A 20,046-nucleotide genomic window follows, 5' to 3' on the forward strand; every position below is an offset into this window, starting at 1 on the left:
GAAACCCCCATAAACCACAGACAATCACCTGATCCACGGGTTTTTCCGGGCGTATTTTCTGCTAGTGTCGAAGCCATTGCTCACGCTCACCGACATTGGACAGGAAGATTGGAAATGGATGTGCGATTGCCTTTGGCCAGTGTCGGCCTTGGTCTGGCGCTGCTGATCAGCGGCTGTTCTCCCAGCGACGAAAAGAAACAGGCGAGCCTCGAAGAGAAAACCGTACAGTTTGAACAGTCGCTGGACGCCATCCAGGATCCGAAGCTCAAGGACGCCATTGCCAATCTTGGTGGCTCCCTCCTGCTGCTGGAACGAGCACAGCTCAAACTTGACAGCAAGCCGCTGGAAACCGAATACGGCGACGACAGCCTGGCCCTGCTCAAGCACTATCCCACTGCACAAGCCTTGGTGGACACCTACGTCAACGGTCTGTTCGTACTGCGCAAATCCTCCAATTCCGACTACCTGACCGATCTGCAGCCCGTCTTCCCCTTCAGCTTCAACATGCCCACACAGTTCCCGTTTCCCCACGGGCTGGAATGGCAGTCGGTCACCCTCAGCAACAAAAAAGTCATTCCCTTCCAAACCGAATGGTCGGAGACCGATCCGGGCATCCAGCTCAGCCCCTCCAGCTCCAACCTGACCAATCCGGATGACTTGACCATCACCTACCCCTTTATCGAGGGCCTGGAGGTGGACAACAAGAATCAGCCGCAGCCAGTTTCCCTGCAAGGCAAACTGGAGGTGATAGCCCCAGGTCGGGTGCTCGCTTTTGAACTGACCAAGGCCGACATCGGCAAACCGCGTCAGGACGGCAATATCCGCCTGACCCTGTTGACGCTGGACAGGAACGTTGCCGAGATCGAGCTGAGTAATAGCGCCCCCCTGCCCGCAGAAGCCAATGATGTCGCCCTCAATCCCTTGCTGGCCCAGGCCCGTGACAGCAAGGGGCAGATTCTGTCCCGCGCAGGCTCGATCAACGAAAGCGCCCAACAGATTGCCTTCTACCAACAGCAGTTGGCCGAGATGCAAAAGCAGAAGGCGTGGAGCGAGGCATTCGAGAAACAACTGGAGGACGAGCAAAAGGCCTTCGACCAGCAACACACCAATCATTACGCCAAGGTGTATTTCAATGGCCTGGTGGATCGGCTGGAAGTCGCGGTACTGGATTTCTCCCAGGCCAGCGTCACGCGCAAGGACCTGGACCTGCCGGTACATCGTTTCGACCGCAATACCACCGACAGGAACATCCAACCGCTGCCAATGCCGGTGGTGGTCTATGACGATCAAGCCCCCCACTACCTCAAGGGCGCACAGCTGGACGAAGAGTCACTGAAAAAATCCGTGACCATCAGCCAGTCGGTGGAAGATGCCAGCGCAGCGCGCATCGAGTTCAACCACCCGCGGACCTTCAATGATGAGTTGCTGGGCTCAGAGTTCAGCACCAACGATACCCCGCTGACTTTCTTCACCCAGAACGAGAAGGGCCAACGGGGTGAACCGATCGAACTGCCGGACGAGGCCTTCGACATCGACCCATTGCGGGGCGTCATCACCTACGACCTCAACCTTTTCCCGGAAACCCCCGCCTACGCCGTAGGCTCCATTCCTCTGTTCCTGGCCACCATCGAGAAGAGCAGCATCAACGCTCAACAGCTGCCCAAAGGCCTAGAACTCAGGGGCAACGCCTTGATCGTCGACCAGAAACTCTTTCCTGCTGACGCCTGGCGCTTCTTTGCCAAGGACGCCAGCGGCCAATACCTGAAGGAGATTCTTGCAAGCAGCCACAGTGCCTCGGCCGACGGTACAGCGCTATTCGATGTGCACTACTTCTACGGCGAGCCCAGCCAGTTGGAAAGCTACACCCGCAGCACACTCGACACTGTGCAATACGGCTTTGAGGTCAAGCTCGACAAAGCCGAGTCGACGCCCCCGCCCCCCTAAGGATCAGTGTTCAGGATGGAACTGGAAATCACCGGCATGGCGTCCCCGCTCACCATTGATCTGACGTAACTGGGCCTGCAGATGCAGGCACCAGATCTGTGGATCATCGGCCAGCTGATAGCCATGGGTGGTCAGGCTTTCAACAATCGAATCAAGGATGGACTCCGCCACCACAGGTCCACAGAACGGGCCTTGGGACTTGATCGCTGAGGGTTGTTCACCCGCCATTCCGGCGGCGAAGAGAAGGGTCCACATACCGTTGTCCCCCGCCAGTGGGCGGACGCTGCATTCGATACGGGTGACCAAGCCAAGGCATTGGCGGGTGAGGCAAAGGTTGCGCGACATGGCGGCGACCCTCGGTAGAACCACTGTTCAGCCTTCAATAGAGGACTGTTTCGATCCAGCGACGACTGTCGTTCTCCTTGCCCTGAGAATAGAAGAAAAGCCTGATAAACAAAGTTGACCGATCCAACAGGCGCCGAATGGTCTATTTTGAGAAATTGGCGTCAGCCCTCTGACGCCGCTGGCGAGGGACAAAGCCCTCGCCAGCGGCCACTGTCACGCCGGCTTGGCCTCTGTCAGCGCCTCTTGCGCCAGTTCCTTTTCCGCTTCTTTCAGGTCTTCTTCGCTGATCATCTCGGCAATGACTCGCAGGCGCTCCACCACCCGCGCGTTGACGCTGCCTTCGGGGAACTGACCTTCGGCATCCGGTTCACCAGCCGGCTCGCCCACCAGCAGGCTCAGGGCCTCATCAGCCTGACGCACCGCATACACATGGAACTGTCCAGCACGTACGGCCTGCAGTACCTTCTCGTCGAGCATCAAAGTGGCCACGTTGGCCTGAGGAATGATCGCGCCCTGCTCTCCCGTCAAGCCGCGGGCTTCGCACAGGCGGAAGAAGCCTTCGATCTTCTCGTTGACTCCGCCCACAGCCTGCACCTCGCCGAACTGGTTGATCGAGCCGGTGATGGCGAAACACTGTTTGAGTGGTGTTTTCGACAACGCCGAAATCAACGTGCAGGCCTCCCCCAGCGAAGCACTGTCGCCATCCACGTAGCCGTAGGACTGCTCCAGGGCAATGCTCGCGGAAATCGCCAGGGGGAACTCCTGGGCATAGCGACTGCCCAGGTAACCGGTCAGGATCATCACCCCCTTGGAGTGGATGGGCTGGCCAAGATTGACCTCGCGCTCGATGTCGACGATGCCACTGCCACCGGGGTAGACCGTGGCGGAAATCCGCGCTGGCACGCCGAACGCCGAATCCCCCACCTCCAGTACCGTCAGGCCGTTGCACTTGCCCACGGCGGCACCATCGGTGTCGATGAGAATGATGCCGGCGAGCATGTCATCGAGAATCCGTGCCGATACCCGACCGGTACGCGTCGCCTTGGCCTTCAGCGCCCTTTCGATATGTCCAGCATCAGTCATTTCGTCCGAAGCCAGGTGGCGGATAAAGTCGGCCTCGCTGACCAATTGGAACAGGTCGCCGATCCGCGCCGACAGACGCCCCTGGTGCTCCGCCAGACGCGCGCTGTAGGTGGCCAGGCGCGCCACCGCATCAGCGGTCAGCGGGGCCATGCCCTCCTCCGAGGTGCGGGTTTTCAGCAACTGGGCAAACTGCTCCAGGCTTTCATCCACCATCGGGATGTCTTCGTCGAAGTCCACCAGTACCCGGAACATTTCCTGGAAGTCCGGATCCAGGTCCTGCAGCGTGTAATACAGCTGGCGAGCACCAATGATGATGACCTTGACCTGCAGCGGAATCATCTGCGGCGTCAGGGTCACGGTCGCCAGACGCCCCATCTCGCCCAGAGGCGATTCCATCTTCAGCTTGCGCGATTGCAGGGCACGCTTCAGGGCGTCCCAGACAAAGGGTTCGCTGAGCATCTTCTCGGCTTCCAGAATCAGGAAACCACCATTGGCTCGATGCAGTGCACCGGGACGCAACTGCCGGTACGTGGTGTAGAGCGCGCCCTGGTCGGTGCTGTACTCGATCCGGCCGAACAGGTTGTCGTAGGTCGGATGCGGCTCGAACACCACCGGCGCGCCGCCACTGGCCGGGTGGCCCACCACCAGGCTTGGGCAGTACTGTTCTTCCAACAGCTTGCGTGCCACCGCATCGGTCTTGCTGTCGTCCACCAGTTGCTCGACCACGGTCTTCAACAGATAGACCTGCATGGCTTGCAAGTAACCGCAGACCGCAGCGTTTTCCGCGTACTTCTCGGACAGTGGCGCCAACAACGGCTGCAGGGCCAGGGTGATGGTTTCTTCATTGAGCTGACGCAACTGGTTGCTCGACTCGCGCTTCCACTGCGGCAAGCTCGCCAGCTCTTCATTAAGGCGCTCTTCCAGAGCGGAAATATCCTCGTGGAAACGCTCGCGATCAGCCTCCGGCAGTTGGGCGAACTCGGCTTCGTCCAGGGCCTTGCCATCGAGCATCGGGGTAAAGGCGATATTGCTGCTGTCGCGGTACAGCGCCACGTCCTTTTCCAGGGCCAGACGCTCGATCACGTCCAGGGCGCGGTCGTAACGCTGGTTGAAAGCGCGGTCGATGGCGCTCTTCTTCTGCTGGTAGGACGGATGCTCGAAGACTGCCGGGAACGTCGCCAGCAGGTTATCGATCAAACCGTTGATGTCGCTGATGAAACTGCCCGCGGCACCGGCCGGCAGTTCCAGCGCCCGAGGCTCCCGGGGCTCGTCGAAATTGTTGACATAGACCCAGTCTGACGGGGTCTGCAGGCGCTTGCCTTCAGCCTTCAGATAGCGCTTTACGAAAGAAAAGCGCCCCGTGCCAGGTTCCCCCATGACAAACACGTTGTAACCGGGGCGTGGCATGGCCACGCCGAACTGCAAGGCTTCGACCGCACGTTCCTGGCCAAGCACACCGCGAAAGGGCTCCAAATCATTGGTGGTCGAGAAGCTGAACTGTTCAGCAGAGAAAGGACGGGTCAGCGCTTCAGGCGCAAGACGCAGGCTGGCAGCAACAGGATCAGGCATCGGGCTTCCTTACATCAGGCGGGGCAGATGGCGGCATTCTGGCGCCGGGTATGCCCGGCTGGCAAGGCGCGCCTCAGGGGAAAGCATAGACAAGGCGGATACAGCTACCCGCCCCATGTAAAACCAGCTATTTCAGGCATTGTTTTGTAAAAATCTACGGAACCCATGGAACCTGCCTAAACTCCAAACTGCGCGGCTGGATAGATAACCGGCCCACTGGCGCCAATCAGCGCCAGTCTCCCTGTCCATTGGTATGCACACAAAGAGAACAACGCTATGAAACGGATTCTTCTCGGTACTCTTTTCACCGCTGTATCCCTCAACGCCATGGCTCAGGCGCCAGGTGGTCCGGATTGCGGCTGGGGCAACATGCTGTTCGAAGGTCAGCGTGGTACTCCAGCGCACTTCCTGGCTTCCACCACCAACGGCACCTCCGGTAACGCGACCTTCGGCATGACTTCCGGCACCAACGGCTGCTCCACCAATGCATCACTGACTTACGGTGGTAAATCCTGGTTCGCCATGAACGGCATGATGAACGAGCTCTCCGAAGACATGGCCAAGGGCCAAGGCGAAGCCTTGACCACCTACGCCGTGGTACTCGGTGTCGCCCCTGAAGACCGTGCGCACTTTGCTGCGGTCACCCACGAACACTTCCAACAGATCTTCAGCAAGGCTGACGTGACCGCGGAAGATGTGCACACCAATACCCTGGCCGTGTTGAAGAACGATGCGCGCCTGGCGAAATACGCCACTCCAGCTTAAGCTCGACCCGCCCGCTCCCCCCGGGGAGCGGGTTTTGTTTTCTTGACCTTGCCCATCTTGGGTCTTTGTATTTCCGACTTAAGTTGCCCACCATGCTCAAACGCCTTGCCTACCTGGCGCTCTTTGTCTGCGCCCCGCTGTATGCCGCGCCCCACATCGATCCCCAACGTTTGCAGCAACTGGCCAATGACCCGTTCTGGATTTCCATCGGACACTATGAAACCGCCAAGCTGGGCGGCTGGCGCAGTTATGTCAGTGATCCGAAGTTCTTCCTCGCAACCGATGGCGCCCACCATCCCGACGCCGAGCTGAGCGCGACGCTGAACGCCCTCTACGCTGCCCCCGACGCCGGTGACCGGCATGCGCAGTGCGTCTATCCGTCCCGCACCCGCTGGCTCAAGGCACAACTGGGGCTGAATGACTTGCCCCAGGTCGAGTGCACCGAATTCAAACAATGGTTCAAGGATGTCTCGCCCCACAGCACCGTGATGATTTTCCCCGCGGCCTACCTCAACAGCCCCTCCTCGATGTTCGGCCATACCCTGCTACGCATCGACCAGGCCGACGTACAAAGCAACAACACGGCCCTGCTCAGCTACGCGATCAACTTCGGTGCCTATATCGAAGGTTCGGACAACAGCATCCTCTACGCGTGGAAAGGCCTGATGGGCGGCTACCCCGGACTGTTCGCCCTGGTGCCCTACCAGGAGAAGCTTTCGGAGTACCGCAGCCTGGAAAACCGCGACCTGTGGGAGTACCGCCTGAACCTGACGCCAGTTGAAACCGAACGCATGGTAGAGCACGTCTGGGAGCTCAAGCAGATCAAGTTCGACTACTTCTTCTTCGACGAGAACTGCTCCTACCGCCTGCTGGAGTTGCTACAAGTCGCCAGGCCCAGCCTGCGCCTGACCGGACAATTCCCCTTGACCGCCATTCCCACCGACACGGTGAAGGCGGTCAAGGACGCCGGGCTGGTGGAGCGCATCGACTATCGCCCGTCCCGGGAGCGGGAGCTGCTCAGCCGAGCCCAGCCCCTGAGCCACGACGAACAGCAATGGGTACTCAAGGTCAGCGCCGATCAGAAACAACTGCAGGGCGCCGAGTTCAAGGCCCTGCCGCGGGCTCGCCAGGCCTTGATCGTCGACGCTGCCTACCGTCTTGAGCGTTACCGGGCCAACGGGCTGGAGCGCGATACCGAGCGCTCCCAGCGCAGCTTCGAACTGTTGCGGGCGATCAACCAGAACCCCGCGCCGGAACTACAGATCGAACGCCCTGGCCTGCCGGAAGATGGTCACCAGTCCCGTACCTGGCAACTGGGGCTCGGAACCCGGGACGACAAGGCCTTTGCCGAATACGGCCTGCGCATGGCCTACCACGACCTCAATGACAACGCCGAGGGTTTCCCATTGGGGGCGCAGATCGAAATCCTGCAGATGAAACTGCGCCAGTACGAAGGCAACCGCTGGCAGTTGCAACAACTGGACCTGGCGACCATCCGCTCCCTGACTCCACGCAACGAACTGCTGCAACCCTGGTCCTGGCAAGTCACTGGCGGCCTGGAGCGGGTGCCTGGCAAGCACGACGATGAAACCCTGGTCAGCCACGTCAACGGCGGCGCCGGCGGTACCTGGCAGTTGGGCGAGGACACCCTGGGTTTTGTCCTGGGCACAGTGCGGGTAGAACACAACGCCGACTTCGCCGGGTTCATCGCCCCGGCGGCAGGCTTCAACTCCGGGCTGCTGTGGAAGAACCCACTGGGCAACTTCAGCCTCGAAGCCAAGGGCGATTACTTCACCAACGGCGAAGTCCGCCGCAGCCTGAGCCTCAACCAGCAATGGGAACTGTCCCGCAACCTGGGCCTGCGCCTGAGCGCGCAGCGCGAGTTCAGCCAATTGGCTAGCCCGGTCAACGAAGTCATGCTCGAACTCAAGTGGTATCACTATTAAGAACAGCTGCAAGCCTCAAGTTGCCAGCGACAAGGTTTTCACGCGTCGCCGACAATCGCCCTTCTAGACTTCACTCAGGTGAAGCCTGGGAGTGACTCGATGTGGCGTTATGGTTGGGCAGTGCTGGCACTGGCACTGATCGGTGGTTGTGAGTCGAACCACGAGTATTTGCTCAAGCAAGGCTATCCGCCGGCCTTTGTCGACGGCTTCGACGCTGGCTGCGTCAGCGGCCGTCAGGCGGCAGGATCGATCAGCGGTGAGTATCGCAAGGACGTTCCGCGCTACCTCAAGGACCCGCAGTATGCCGAGGGCTGGAACGATGGTTTCCGCCAGTGCCAGGGCATGCTGGAGAACCAGGACCGCAATGAGTACCGGGAACGTCACTGGAACGAACGGGAACGTGCCTGGCAGCAGGAGAAGGACCGTGACGCGGCTCGGGCCTATCGCTCGCAGTAAGTCGTTTTCAGCTAACCGCCCGGGTCAAAAGCCTGCAACCATGGTCCATCGCTCCCTTTAAGGAGAACAACCATGAGCCGCGCTTTCGTCAATGAAGATCTGGCCGCAGCCCAGGTCGAGCAACCCGTGGAACGTCAGATCAGCACCCTGCCCAACTACGTCACGCCCCTGGGTTTTGCCGAGTTGCAGGCCAAGGTGGCAGAACTGCACAGCCAGCACTCGGCACAAACCGACTTGGGGGACGCCGCAGACCAGCAGCAGGTGGCGGAACTGGAACGGGACCTGCGCTATTTCTCGTCACGCCTGCACAGCGCCCAGGTGGTCAATGCGAGCACCTGCGACAAGGTGCAGATCGGCAACCGGGTGACCTTCGCCGATGAACAGGATCAGCAACAGAGTGTGCAGCTGGTTGGTGAAGATCAAGCCGATGCCGCCAGAGGCCTGATCAATTGGGCCTCGCCCCTGGGCCGTGCCCTGATGGGGGCGCAACCCGGTGACGAAGTCCTGTGGCAACGGCCGGCTGGGGATCAGTTGATCGAAATCATCCGAATCGAACTGGCCTGAGACGGCTCAGACCACGCCCTGGGCCAGCATGGCATCGGCAACCTTGACGAAGCCGGCGATGTTCGCCCCTTTGACGTAGTTGATCCGACCGTTCTCTTCGCCGTAATGCACGCAAGCATGGTGGATCGACTGCATGATGGCGTGCAGCTTGCTGTCCACTTCACCGGCAGTCCAGAGCAGGCGCATGGCGTTCTGCGACATCTCCAGCCCGCTCACCGCCACTCCGCCGGCATTGGATGCCTTGCCCGGCGCAAACAGAATGCCGGCGTCGATAAAGATATCCACAGCCTCCAGGGTGGTGGGCATGTTGGCGCCTTCGGCAACACAGGTGCAGCCGTTGCGCAGCAAGCTGCGGGCAGCATCGGCATCCAGTTCGTTCTGTGTGGCGCACGGCAGGGCGATGTCGCAGGCCAGGTCCCATGGCGTCTTAGCGGCCCGGAACTCCAGGCCGAAGCGGCTTGCCAGCTCGCTGATCCGCCCGCGGGTGACGTTCTTCAGCTCCAGCACCGCCAGCCATTGGTCTTCGCTCAAGCCCGATTCGCAATACAAGGTGCCCTCGGAGTCGGACAGGGAAATCACCTTGCCCCCCAGGTCCATCACCTTGCGCGCGGCATATTGCGCCACGTTGCCGGAACCTGAGATCGCCACGCGCTTGCCCTCGACCCGGTCGCCACGACGCTTGAGCATCTCCTCGGCGAAGTACACGCAACCGAAACCTGTGGCCTCCGGGCGGATAAGACTGCCGCCGTAGCTGATGCCCTTGCCCGTAAAAACTGAAGTGAACTGGTTGCTCAAGCGCTTGTACTGACCGAAGAGGAAACCGATTTCCCGGGCCCCCACACCAATGTCTCCCGCCGGCACGTCCACATCGGCACCGATATGCCGGTACAGCTCGGTCATGAAGGCTTGGCAGAAGCGCATCACTTCAGCATCGCTCTTGCCTTTGGGATTGAAGTCGGAGCCACCCTTGCCGCCGCCCATGGGCAGGGACGTCAGGGAGTTCTTGAAGGTCTGCTCGAAGGCGAGGAATTTCAGCACCCCCATGTTGACCGACGGATGGAAGCGCAAGCCGCCCTTGTAGGGACCGATGGCGCTGTTCATCTGGATGCGGAAACCGCGATTGACCCGGACCTTGCCCTGATCGTCGACCCAGGACACGCGAAACACCACAGTGCGTTCCGGTTCGCAGATTCGCTCGAGAATACCGGAGCTCAGATAGTGCGGATTGGCCTCGAGAAATGGCCAGAGGCTGCGCAGGACCTCTTCCACCGCCTGATGAAACTCAGGTTGGTCCGGATCGCGCTTTTTCAGGCGGGCGAGGAAATCTTCGACGGATTCGATCATGGGAAGTCTCGGCAAATTTATTGTCGTTAAGGGGAGATTTGCCCGGGACTTTATCAATTCAACTCGCACCGCGACAGCGCAAAATGTCGCAGATATGAATTTAAATGGTGCATTAGATATAAATGACGACGATTTCCAGGGATTTTGTGCACGGATTTGGTGGCACAAATTGCATGGCCTGCACGTTTTTGGGGAGCCGCACAAAACCCTTCGCCGGTCAGCCGACGCCTACTGCATCGGCAGTATTTTTCTAGGCGCCGGCTTACCGGCGAACAAAAAAAACGGAGCCCGAAGGCTCCGTTTTTTTTCAAGCAGCGAGCCGATCAGGCCAGCTTCTTGTGCCGCACACGGTGCGGTTGCGCTGCGGCTTCGCCCAGGCGCTTCTTGCGATCGGCTTCGTACTCGGTGTAGTTGCCTTCGAAGAACACCGCTTGCGAATCGTCTTCGTACGCCAGGATGTGAGTGGCCACCCGGTCCAGGAACCACCGATCGTGGGAAATCACGATGGCGGCGCCCGGGAAGTCCAGCAGGGCTTCTTCCAGGGAACGCAAGGTTTCGACGTCGAGGTCGTTGGACGGTTCGTCGAGCAGCAGGACGTTGCCGCCCTCTTTCAGGGTCAGGGCCAGGTGCAGACGGCCACGCTCACCACCGGACAGGTCCTTGACGAACTTCTGCTGGTCGCCACCCTTGAAGTTGAAGCGACCGACGTAGGTACGCGACGGGATCTCGTAGTTACCAATGCGGATCTGGTCGGAACCGTCGGAAATCTGCTGGAACACGGTCTTGCTGCCGTCCAGGTCCTCACGGCTCTGATCCACACAGGCAAGCTGCACGGTTTCACCGATCTCGATGCTGCCCGAATCCGGGGTTTCCTTGCCCATGAGCATGCGGAACAGGGTCGATTTACCGGCACCGTTACCACCGATCACGCCGACAATGGCGCCTTTGGGCATGGAGAACGACAGGTTGTCGATCAGCACGCGATCGCCGTAGCCCTTGGTGACGTTCTTGAACTCGATGACCTTGTCACCCAGGCGCGGACCGGCCGGGATATAGATCTCGTTGGTTTCGCTGCGCTTCTGGAATTCCTGGGACTGCATTTCCTCGAAGCGTTGCAGACGAGCCTTGGATTTCGACTGGCGAGCCTTGGCGCCTTTGCGCACCCACTCCAGCTCTTCCTTCATGGCCTTTTCATGGGCCGACTGCTGCTTGGATTCCTGGGCCAGACGCGCGGACTTGGCTTCCAGCCAACCCGAATAGTTGCCCTCGTAAGGAATACCGGCGCCGCGGTCGAGTTCGAGAATCCAACCGGCGACGTTGTCCAGGAAGTAACGGTCGTGCGTAATCGCGACCACGGTGCCTGGGAAGTCGTGGAGGAAGTGTTCCAGCCAGGCCACGGAATCGGCATCCAGGTGGTTGGTTGGCTCATCGAGCAGCAGCATGTCGGGGGCGGACAGCAGCAGGCGGCACAGGGCCACACGACGCTTTTCACCACCGGACAGGTGCTCGACCTTGGCGTCCCAGGCCGGCAGGCGCAGGGCGTCGGCGGCCACTTCCAGCTGACGCTCCAGGTTATGACCGTCGCTGGCTTGCAGGATGGCTTCCAGCTTGGCCTGCTCGGCGGCCAGCTTGTCGAAATCGGCATCCGGCTCGGCGTAGGCGGCGTAGACTTCGTCCAGGCGTGCCTGGGCGTCCTTGATCACGCTCACCGCCTCCTCGACCACTTCACGCACAGTCTTGGTTGGATCCAGTTGTGGTTCCTGAGGCAGGTAGCCGATGTTCAGGTCCGGCATCGGACGGGCTTCACCTTCGAACTCGGTATCGACGCCGGCCATGATTTTCAGCAGCGTGGACTTACCCGAACCGTTGAGGCCCAGTACGCCGATCTTGGCGCCGGGGAAAAAAGACAGGGAGATGTTTTTCAGGATTTCCCGCTTCGGCGGAACAACTTTGCCCAGCCGATGCATGGTGAAGACGTATTGAGCCATGGTGAACCTAGCGTCAGTGACAGATGAATAGAACGGGCCGGGCCCGGGCCAGGCCATGCGCGGCACCGGCATTGACCATGATCAATACCGACGGGCGGAAAAAGCCTGATTGTTTGGAGCTGGAACGCTCCCGCGTAACCGGCAAAACTACCTCAATGCACGATCCAGGTCCAGCCAAGCGGGACTGGCACTTTGCCACAACTCAAGGCATGCTAGCCGCCCTTCGGGCGTCCGGCTTATAGTGCACGTCGCGCCAGCCCAGCCAAACCGCAGGATCACAGCTTGTCCAACGTCATTTCGCCACAGCCCGCGCGCGCTAAAGCCTCCGCGTCGGCCCTTCCTTTGCGGGGCACACTCAAAGGCGCACTGGCGACGCTGGTGCTATTGCTCCTGGCCCTGTTGTTCTGGCAACTGCTCGATCAACTGCAGCAAACCCGCAAGGACCAGCGCCAGCACGCCATCGACTACAGCGCCGATCTGGCCGACCACCTGAGCCTGAACCTGGCGCTCAATGCCCAGATCGCCCTCAATCTGCTACCGACCGTCGAAGCCCCCCAAGACAGCCAGCAACAACAGCAACTGCTGCAAAAGCTCCAGCGCTCCCTGCCGGACGTTCGCAGTTTCGCCCTGCTGGACAGCCAGGGGCAGATCCTCAGCGACAGCGCCACCGACAGCCAGGATGCTCTCTGGCTCGCCGAACTGGTCCAGCGCAGCCGTTCCCAGCGCTATTACTACAGCAATCCTGCCGACGGTTCAGTGGTGCATGTCTTGCTGCACCAGGCCAGTGGCTCGACTCGCAGTTTCTGGGTACTGCGCATGTCCCCCAGTTTCCTGCAGACCCTGGTGCGGCAAAGCGAGGAAGGTTTCAAGCCGACTTGGGTGATCGAGAATCGCCTGAGCCGACAGGTGATCAAGCGCGATGAACGCAGCGCCCCGACCCCAGGCATGCTGGCCCCCGACGAGATGGCCAGCAGTGTGCTGCTGGTGCCTTTGAACAATAGCGACTGGCAACTGCGCGGGCTGTTCGACCAACGGGCGGTGATCGAGGAACTGCTGCCGGCCTTTATCGGCAAGTGCCTGCTGGGCCTGGCGTTCTCCCTGCTGCCGGTAATTGCCCTGCTCAACATGCGTCGGCGCCAACGCCAGCTCCACGAGGGCCGGCGACGCTATCAGGATATTTTCGAGGGCACAGGGGTCGCCCTCTGCGTCCTGGATATCTCCGGGCTCCCGGAGCTGCTCGGCCAACACCATTTACACAACAGCGAGCAGCTCAAGCGCTGGCAAACCAGCCATCCGGACCACCCTCGCCAGTTGCTGAAAGAATTGCGCATCACCGAAGTCAATCAGGTGGCGCTGCGCCTGCTCAATGTCGAATCCAGCGACCAGGCCTGGCAACTACTGATCGAAGGCTGCCCGAAGAACGGCAACGCCATCGGCGGCCAGTTACTGGAAGCCGTGGTCAACCAGCAGAAACAGTTGGAACTGGAGATCAAGCTCAGCGACGCCCAGGGCAATGACCAGCATCTATGGCTGGTACTGCGCCTGCCGGAAGCGACAGAGGATTACAGCGCCGTGATCCTCAGCATCAGCGACATCACCAGCCGCAAGCTGATCGAGCTGTCGCTGCTGGAGCGCGAAGGTTTCTGGTCCGACGTGGTGCGCACCGTGCCCGATCACCTGTATGTGCAGGACGTGATCAGCCAGCGGATGATCTTCAGCAACCACCACCTGGGCCAGACCCTCGGCTACAACAAGACCGAACTGCACCAGATGGGCGAATACTTCTGGGAAATCCTCCTGCACCCGGAAGACGCCGACCTCTATCACCGCCTGCGCCAGGAACAGCGCCACTCGGCCTACGCCCAGCTCCTGCAATGCCAACTGCGCTTCCGCCACCGCAGCGGCCAGTGGCGACGCTTCGAGATCCGCGAACAGGCCCTGGCCCGGGATCGCTACGACCAGGTGACGCGAATCATCGGCGTGGCCAAGGACATCACCGACCAGATCGAGGCCAGCGAGTCGCTGCGTGACAGCGAACAGCGCTACCGCATGCTCGCCGAAAGCATCAGCGACGTGATCTTCTCCACTGACAACAAGCTGTCGCTGAACTACGTCAGCCCCTCGGTGCATGCGGTGCTCGGCTACGACGTGGAGTGGATCTTCCAGAATGGCTGGCAGTCCACCATCGCCAACCCACAGCAACTGGCCGGCATCTACACCCTGATGGACCGGGTCAGCAAGGCCCTGGACAAACCCGAGCAACTGGCGCAGTTGCGCAGCCAGGTGCAGACCCAGCTGTTCCTGTTCGACTGCCTGCGAGCCGATGGGCGCAAGATCCCCATCGAACTGCGCCTGGTCCTGGTGTGGGACGAACACGGCGCCTTCGAGGGCGTACTCGGGGTTGGCCGCGATATCAGCCAGCAACGCCGGGCGGAAAAAGACCTGCGCATGGCGGCCACGGTATTCGAGCACTCGACCTCGGCGATCCTGATCACCGACCCCGCCGGCTACATCGTCCAGGCCAACGAAGCCTTCAGCCGGGTCAGCGGCTACGCGGTGTCCCAGGTGCTTGACCAGTTGCCGAACATGCTCACCGTCGACGACCAGCAGGAAGCCCACCTGCGTTATGTGCTCAAGCAGTTGCACCAGCACAGCAGCTGGGAAGGCGAAGTCTGGCTCAAGCGCCGCAATGGCGAGCACTACCCGGCCTGGGTCGGCATCACTGCAGTGCTCGACGATGAAGGCGACCTGGCCAGCTACGTGTGCTTCTTCAGCGACATCAGCGAGCGCAAGGCCAGTGAACAGCGGATTCACCGCCTGGCCTACTACGACGCCCTGACCCACCTGCCCAACCGCACCCTGTTCCAGGACCGTCTGCACACCGCGCTGCAATCGGCGGAGCGGCAGAAGTCCTGGGTGGTGCTGATGTTCCTCGATCTGGACCGTTTCAAGCCGATCAACGACTCCCTGGGCCACGCGGCGGGCGATCGCATGCTCAAGGAAATGGCCACCCGCCTGTTGGGTTGCGTCGACGATGACGACACCGTGGCGCGCATGGGTGGCGACGAATTCACCCTGCTCCTGCAACCGCGCGCCAGCCGCGAGATTGCCCTGAACCGGGCCATCAATGTGGCCGAGAAGATCCTCGCCAGCCTGGTCAAGCCCTTCGTCCTCGAAGGTCGGGAGTTCTTCGTCACCGCCAGTATCGGCATCGCCCTGAGCCCTCAGGACGGCAAAGAACTGAGCCAGCTGATGAAGAACGCCGACACCGCGATGTACCACGCCAAGGAGCGCGGCAAGAACAACTTCCAGTTCTACCAGGCCGACATGAACGCCAGTGCCCTGGAGCGCCTGGAGCTGGAAAGCGACCTGCGCCACGCCCTGGAACAGGAAGAGTTCGTGCTCTATTACCAGCCGCAGTTCAGCGGCGACGGCAAACGCCTGACCGGTGCCGAGGCGCTGCTGCGCTGGCGTCATCCGCGCCGCGGGCTGGTGCCGCCGGGCGACTTCATTCCGGTCCTGGAAGAACTGGGCCTGGTGGTGGATGTGGGCGACTGGGTAATCAGCGAAGCCTGCCGCCAGCTCAAGTCCTGGCACCAGGCCAAGGTGCGGGTGCCGAAGGTCTCGGTGAACATTTCCGCGCGGCAGTTCTCCGACGGCCAGCTGGGCATGCGCATCGCCACCATCCTCAAGGACACCGGCCTGCCGCCGGCGTGCCTGGAGCTGGAGCTCACCGAAAGTATCCTGATGCGCGAAGTCAGCGAGGCGATGCAGATTCTCGACGGCCTGAAGAATCTGGGCCTGAGCATCGCGGTGGACGACTTCGGCACCGGCTATTCATCGCTGAACTACCTCAAGCAGTTCCCCATCGACGTGCTGAAGATCGACCGCACCTTCGTCGACGGCCTGCCGTCCGGCGAGCAGGATGCGCAGATCGCCCGCGCCATTATCGCCATGGCCCACAGCCTGAACCTGGCGGTAATCGCCGAGGGCGTGGAAACCCACGAGCAGCTGGAGTTCCTGCGCGAACACGGCTGCGACGAGGTCCAGGGCTACCTGTTCGGCCGGCCGATGCCAGCCAACCGCTTCGAAGCGCAGTTCAGCAACGACGCGCTGTTCATGTTCGACTAACCCCCGCGTACGTAGGAACCGGCTTGCCGGCGAAGGCGATTCAGGGGCCTCTTCGCTGGCAAGCCAGCTCCTACGAGAGATCACGTACTACGTGAAGGCCACTTGTCTGCGACATGATGTCCTTTCATATGCCATCTAAAACCCATTGGGTTAGAATGCCTCCCCTTTCTGCCCCCCGATCCTTGAGGACCGCCATGTTCAGCCGTGATTTGACTATTGCCAAGTACGACGCCGATCTCTTTGCCGCCATGGAGCAAGAAGCTCAGCGTCAGGAAGAGCACATTGAGCTGATCGCTTCGGAAAACTACACCAGCCCAGCGGTGATGGAAGCTCAAGGCTCGGTACTGACCAACAAATACGCCGAAGGCTACCCAGGCAAGCGCTACTACGGCGGTTGCGAATACGTCGACGTGGTTGAGCAACTGGCCATTGATCGCGCCAAGGAGCTGTTCGGCGCCGACTACGCCAACGTCCAGCCACACGCCGGCTCCCAAGCCAACGCAGCGGTCTACCTGGCCCTGCTGCAAGGCGGCGACACCATCCTGGGCATGAGCCTGGCCCACGGCGGTCACCTGACCCACGGTGCTGCCGTTTCCTCCTCCGGCAAGCTGTACAACGCTGTTCAGTACGGCATCGACGCCAACGGCCTGATCGACTACGACGAAGTCGAGCGCCTGGCCCTTGAGCACAAGCCGAAAATGATCGTGGCCGGTTTCTCCGCCTACTCGCAGATCCTCGACTTCCCGCGTTTCCGCGAAATCGCTGACAAGGTCGGTGCCTACCTGTTCGTCGACATGGCCCACGTGGCCGGTCTGGTCGCCGCTGGCGTCTACCCGAACCCAGTACCATTCGCCGACGTGGTCACCACCACCACCCACAAGACCCTGCGCGGTCCACGTGGCGGCCTGATCCTGGCTCGCGCCAACGCCGACATCGAGAAGAAGCTGAACTCCGCAGTATTCCCGGGCGCCCAGGGTGGCCCGCTGGAGCACGTGATCGCCGCTAAAGCGATCTGCTTCAAGGAAGCGCTGCAGCCTGAGTTCAAGGCCTACCAGGAACAAGTGGTGAAGAACGCCCAAGCCATGGCCGAAGTGTTCATCGCACGCGGTTTCGACGTGGTTTCCGGTGGTACCAAGAACCACCTGTTCCTGCTGTCGCTGATCAAGCAGGACATCTCCGGTAAAGACGCCGACGCCGCTCTGGGCAAAGCGTTCATCACCGTGAACAAGAACTCCGTGCCTAACGACCCACGTTCCCCGTTCGTCACCTCCGGCCTGCGCTTCGGTACTCCGGCTGTGACCACCCGTGGCTTCAAGGAAGCCGAGTGCAAGGAACTGGCCGGCTGGATCTGCGACATCCTGGCGGACCTGTCCAACGAAGCGGTGATCGACGCCGTGCGTGAGAAGGTCAAGGCCATCTGCAAGAAGCTGCCGGTATACGGCGCTTAATCAGCCCGCAGACCGCAACAGAAAAAGCCCGGCCCAGCGCCGGGCTTTTTTGTGCCTGGATGGCCGCCGCACCAGGCGCTGAAAGGAGCCTGCGAGGTCTTGCGAACGCAAGATACTCGGGCGGCCGTCCCGGCCGATCGCAACCTACAGCAGCGGCTACAGTGGCCAGGGGAGGAAAAACCACTGGTCAGACCGGTAAAGCCAATTTTCGTTCAGCCTCTTGTAAACCCATAAAACCCGAGCGTAGACTGCGCCTGCACTGGACATACCGGTAAGACCACAATAATTAAGTCCTCCATCCGCTGTGCCCCCCCGCACACGGCAGACAGGACACCGACCAGGATTCCTCCCCATGCTCAGATGGTGCTCGCGTTCGATTTTCCTCCAGGTTGTGCTCGGACTGATGCTTGGCATCGTCTGCGGCCTCACCCTCCCCGAATACTCCTCACAACTCAAACCACTGGGCGACGGCTTCATCAAGCTGATCAAGATGCTCATCGGCCTGATCGTGTTCTGCGTGGTGGTCAGCGGCATCTCCGGCGCCGGCGACCTGAAGAAGGTCGGCCGCATCGGCCTCAAATCAGTGATCTACTTCGAGATCCTCACCACCATCGCCCTGGTGATCGGCCTGGTCATGGCCTTCAGCACCGGCATCGGCAGCGGCGCCAATATTCACCTGGAGCAGCTGTCCACCGCCGACATGGGCGATATCGCTCAACGCGGCCAGCACATGCACACCACCACCCAGTTCCTCATGGACCTGATCCCCACCTCGGTGATCGGCGCCTTTGCCGAGAACAATATCCTCCAGGTGCTGCTGTTCTCGGTGCTGTTCGGCAGTGCCCTGAACCTGGTGGGCGAAGCCGCCTCCGGCATCTCCCGGCTGATCAATGAACTGAGCCACGTGATCTTCCGCATCATGGGCATGATCGTGCGCCTGGCGCCCATCGGCGTGTTCGGCGCCATCGCCTTCACCACCAGCAAATACGGTCTGGATTCGCTGCAGCACCTGGGCAGCCTGGTGGGCCTGTTCTACCTGACTTGCGTCGCCTTCGTCGCGCTGATCCTCGGCCTGGTCATGCGCCTGTCGGGCCTGCGCATGCTGCCCTTCCTCAAATACCTGCGCGAAGAGTTGCTGATCGTTCTCGGCACCGCCTCCTCCGACGCCGTCCTGCCGCAGATCATGCGCAAGCTGGAGCACCTGGGCATTGGCAGCTCCACCGTGGGCCTGGTGATTCCAACCGGCTACTCGTTCAACCTGGATGGTTTCTCCATCTACCTGACCCTGGCCATCGTCTTCATCGCCAATGCCACCGGCACGCCGTTGTCCATGTCGGACCTGTTGACCATCCTCCTGGTGTCGCTGATCACCTCCAAGGGCGCCCATGGCATTCCCGGTTCGGCCCTGGTGATCCTGGCCGCGACCCTGACCGCGATCCCGGCAATTCCGGTGGTGGGCCTGGTGCTGGTGCTGGCCGTGGACTGGTTCATGGGCATCGGTCGCGCCCTGACCAATCTGATCGGCAACTGCGTGGCCACCGTGGCCATCGCCCGCTGGGAAAAGGACATCGACGTGCAACGGGCCAACAAGGTGCTCAGTGGTCAACAGGGCTATACCTTCCAGGCGCGAAAACCGGTGGCCGGTGCCCACCAGCAGGAATTTTGATCCAACCTTGTGCCTGCCGACGGCAGGCACAACAATCAGCGCGGCAACAGCGCGCTACCGATAGCTCATGGAGTCAACAGTGATCAGCTCGTCAACGGTTGTGAATTCAGTGGTAGAAAAGCTCCGGGCGGCCCTTGCCCGAGGCCAGTGGCGCTCCGGCGACATGCTGCCCGGGCAACGTGAATTGGCCGAGCAACTGGGCATCAGCCGCCCCAGCCTGCGCGAAGCGGTGATCGTCCTGGAAACCCTGGGCCTGGTGCGCTCCATGCCTGGCAAGGGCGTGGTGGTGCTGGATGCGCCCCAGAGCGAAGCCCAAGGTGCCGAGCGCAGCGTGGCCGGCGCCAGCCTCGAGGACGTGCTGCAACTGCGCTACACCCTGGAGCCCTTCATCGTCGGGCTGGTGGCGCAATCCATCAGCAGCAAGGAAGTCGGCCAGCTGCGCCTGACCCTCATGGACATGCGCGAAGCCCTGGAGGCCAATGACAGCGAAGCCGGGGTCAATGCCTACATCGCCTTCCACGAGGAACTGTTCACCCTGACCAGCAACCCGATCTTCCAGAACGTGGTGCAACAGACCAGCAATGCCCTCAAGCAAAGTGCGCAGATCCTGCGCAATTCGCCGGAGCACCTGGCCGAACGCCTGGAAGAAAATGAAGCCGTGGTGCGGGCGATCCGCAACAAGAACAGCGCCCTGGCCAGCGCCGAGATGCGTCGGCACATCCTCCAGGAAGGCCAGCGCATGGGCATCGAACTGAATATTCCGGACGATCACCTGGGCTCCAACGCCCTGTAATCAA

The 20,046-nt window shown here is 61.0% G+C and carries 13 protein-coding genes; 9 read left to right on the top strand and 4 right to left on the bottom strand.

From position 1 onward, the window contains the following. Window positions 1-114 precede the first annotated feature (114 nt). Window positions 115-1,944 (top strand): hypothetical protein, encoded by a 1,830-nt coding sequence (locus ACMGF8_RS00445; protein WP_416758352.1) that lies wholly within the window; start codon window positions 115-117, stop codon window positions 1,942-1,944. A gap of 3 nt (window positions 1,945-1,947) precedes the next feature. Here the strand turns inward: ACMGF8_RS00445 and ACMGF8_RS00450 are convergent, their stop codons facing one another. After that, window positions 1,948-2,289: a hypothetical protein gene (locus ACMGF8_RS00450; protein WP_102865440.1), complete on the bottom strand. Its 342-nt coding sequence runs from the start codon at window positions 2,287-2,289 to the stop codon at window positions 1,948-1,950. A gap of 213 nt (window positions 2,290-2,502) precedes the next feature. Beyond that, window positions 2,503-4,941, bottom strand: coding sequence for a Lon protease family protein (locus tag ACMGF8_RS00455; protein WP_102865439.1), 2,439 nt, complete (start codon window positions 4,939-4,941; stop codon window positions 2,503-2,505). Window positions 4,942-5,217: 276 nt separating this feature from the next. Here ACMGF8_RS00455 and ACMGF8_RS00460 point away from each other — a divergent pair, with 276 nt between their 5' ends. The 4 genes from ACMGF8_RS00460 (at window position 5,218) to ACMGF8_RS00475 (ending at window position 8,672) form a co-directional block, all read left to right on the top strand. Next, window positions 5,218-5,706, top strand: coding sequence for a DUF3015 domain-containing protein (locus ACMGF8_RS00460; protein WP_011063564.1), 489 nt, complete (start codon window positions 5,218-5,220; stop codon window positions 5,704-5,706). A 92-nt stretch (window positions 5,707-5,798) separates the two neighbouring features. Further along, a complete protein-coding gene (locus tag ACMGF8_RS00465; protein ID WP_102865438.1) occupies window positions 5,799-7,652 on the top strand; it encodes a DUF4105 domain-containing protein in 1,854 nt (617 codons plus the stop codon). Between the two features lie 99 nt (window positions 7,653-7,751). Continuing rightward, entirely contained in the window at window positions 7,752-8,108 is a 357-nt protein-coding gene (locus ACMGF8_RS00470) for a hypothetical protein (RefSeq protein WP_250330521.1), read from the top strand. Window positions 8,109-8,180: 72 nt separating this feature from the next. Further along, window positions 8,181-8,672: a GreA/GreB family elongation factor gene (locus tag ACMGF8_RS00475; protein ID WP_102865436.1), complete on the top strand. Its 492-nt coding sequence runs from the start codon at window positions 8,181-8,183 to the stop codon at window positions 8,670-8,672. Window positions 8,673-8,678: 6 nt separating this feature from the next. Here the strand turns inward: ACMGF8_RS00475 and gdhA are convergent, their stop codons facing one another. Further along, window positions 8,679-10,016, bottom strand: coding sequence for an NADP-specific glutamate dehydrogenase (gdhA, locus tag ACMGF8_RS00480; protein WP_102865435.1), 1,338 nt, complete (start codon window positions 10,014-10,016; stop codon window positions 8,679-8,681). A gap of 323 nt (window positions 10,017-10,339) precedes the next feature. Further along, window positions 10,340-12,004, bottom strand: a complete 1,665-nt coding sequence (gene ettA / locus ACMGF8_RS00485) for an energy-dependent translational throttle protein EttA (protein WP_092309880.1) — start codon at window positions 12,002-12,004, stop codon at window positions 10,340-10,342. 282 nt (window positions 12,005-12,286) lie between these two features. Here ettA and ACMGF8_RS00490 point away from each other — a divergent pair, with 282 nt between their 5' ends. The 4 genes from ACMGF8_RS00490 to ACMGF8_RS00505 all read left to right on the top strand — a co-directional run bounded on the left by ACMGF8_RS00490 (window position 12,287) and on the right by ACMGF8_RS00505 (window position 20,042). Next, a complete protein-coding gene (locus tag ACMGF8_RS00490; protein WP_416758357.1) occupies window positions 12,287-16,135 on the top strand; it encodes an EAL and GGDEF domain-containing protein in 3,849 nt (1,282 codons plus the stop codon). A gap of 194 nt (window positions 16,136-16,329) precedes the next feature. Then, window positions 16,330-17,583, top strand: coding sequence for a serine hydroxymethyltransferase (gene glyA / locus ACMGF8_RS00495; RefSeq protein ID WP_102865433.1), 1,254 nt, complete (start codon window positions 16,330-16,332; stop codon window positions 17,581-17,583). A gap of 352 nt (window positions 17,584-17,935) precedes the next feature. After that, a complete protein-coding gene (locus ACMGF8_RS00500) occupies window positions 17,936-19,249 on the top strand; it encodes a C4-dicarboxylate transporter DctA (RefSeq protein ID WP_102882270.1) in 1,314 nt (437 codons plus the stop codon). 79 nt (window positions 19,250-19,328) lie between these two features. Next, a complete protein-coding gene (locus ACMGF8_RS00505) occupies window positions 19,329-20,042 on the top strand; it encodes a FadR/GntR family transcriptional regulator (RefSeq protein WP_102865431.1) in 714 nt (237 codons plus the stop codon). Window positions 20,043-20,046 lie beyond the last annotated feature (4 nt).

The sequence above is a fragment of the Pseudomonas sp. BNK-7 genome (genome assembly GCF_048072025.1).
GTDB classification, from domain to species: Bacteria; Pseudomonadota; Gammaproteobacteria; order Pseudomonadales; family Pseudomonadaceae; genus Aquipseudomonas; species Aquipseudomonas danubii.

Coding starts and splice junctions, on each gene's coding strand:
- ACMGF8_RS00445 (WP_416758352.1), top strand. CDS start 115: ATGGATGTGCGATTGCCTTTGGCCAGTGTCGGCCTTGGTCTGGCGCTG.
- ACMGF8_RS00455 (WP_102865439.1), bottom strand. CDS start 4,941: ATGCCTGATCCTGTTGCTGCCAGCCTGCGTCTTGCGCCTGAAGCGCTG.
- ettA (WP_092309880.1), bottom strand. CDS start 12,004: ATGGCTCAATACGTCTTCACCATGCATCGGCTGGGCAAAGTTGTTCCG.
- ACMGF8_RS00470 (WP_250330521.1), top strand. CDS start 7,752: ATGTGGCGTTATGGTTGGGCAGTGCTGGCACTGGCACTGATCGGTGGT.
- ACMGF8_RS00465 (WP_102865438.1), top strand. CDS start 5,799: ATGCTCAAACGCCTTGCCTACCTGGCGCTCTTTGTCTGCGCCCCGCTG.
- ACMGF8_RS00460 (WP_011063564.1), top strand. CDS start 5,218: ATGAAACGGATTCTTCTCGGTACTCTTTTCACCGCTGTATCCCTCAAC.
- glyA (WP_102865433.1), top strand. CDS start 16,330: ATGTTCAGCCGTGATTTGACTATTGCCAAGTACGACGCCGATCTCTTT.
- ACMGF8_RS00450 (WP_102865440.1), bottom strand. CDS start 2,289: ATGTCGCGCAACCTTTGCCTCACCCGCCAATGCCTTGGCTTGGTCACC.
- ACMGF8_RS00475 (WP_102865436.1), top strand. CDS start 8,181: ATGAGCCGCGCTTTCGTCAATGAAGATCTGGCCGCAGCCCAGGTCGAG.
- gdhA (WP_102865435.1), bottom strand. CDS start 10,016: ATGATCGAATCCGTCGAAGATTTCCTCGCCCGCCTGAAAAAGCGCGAT.
- ACMGF8_RS00500 (WP_102882270.1), top strand. CDS start 17,936: ATGCTCAGATGGTGCTCGCGTTCGATTTTCCTCCAGGTTGTGCTCGGA.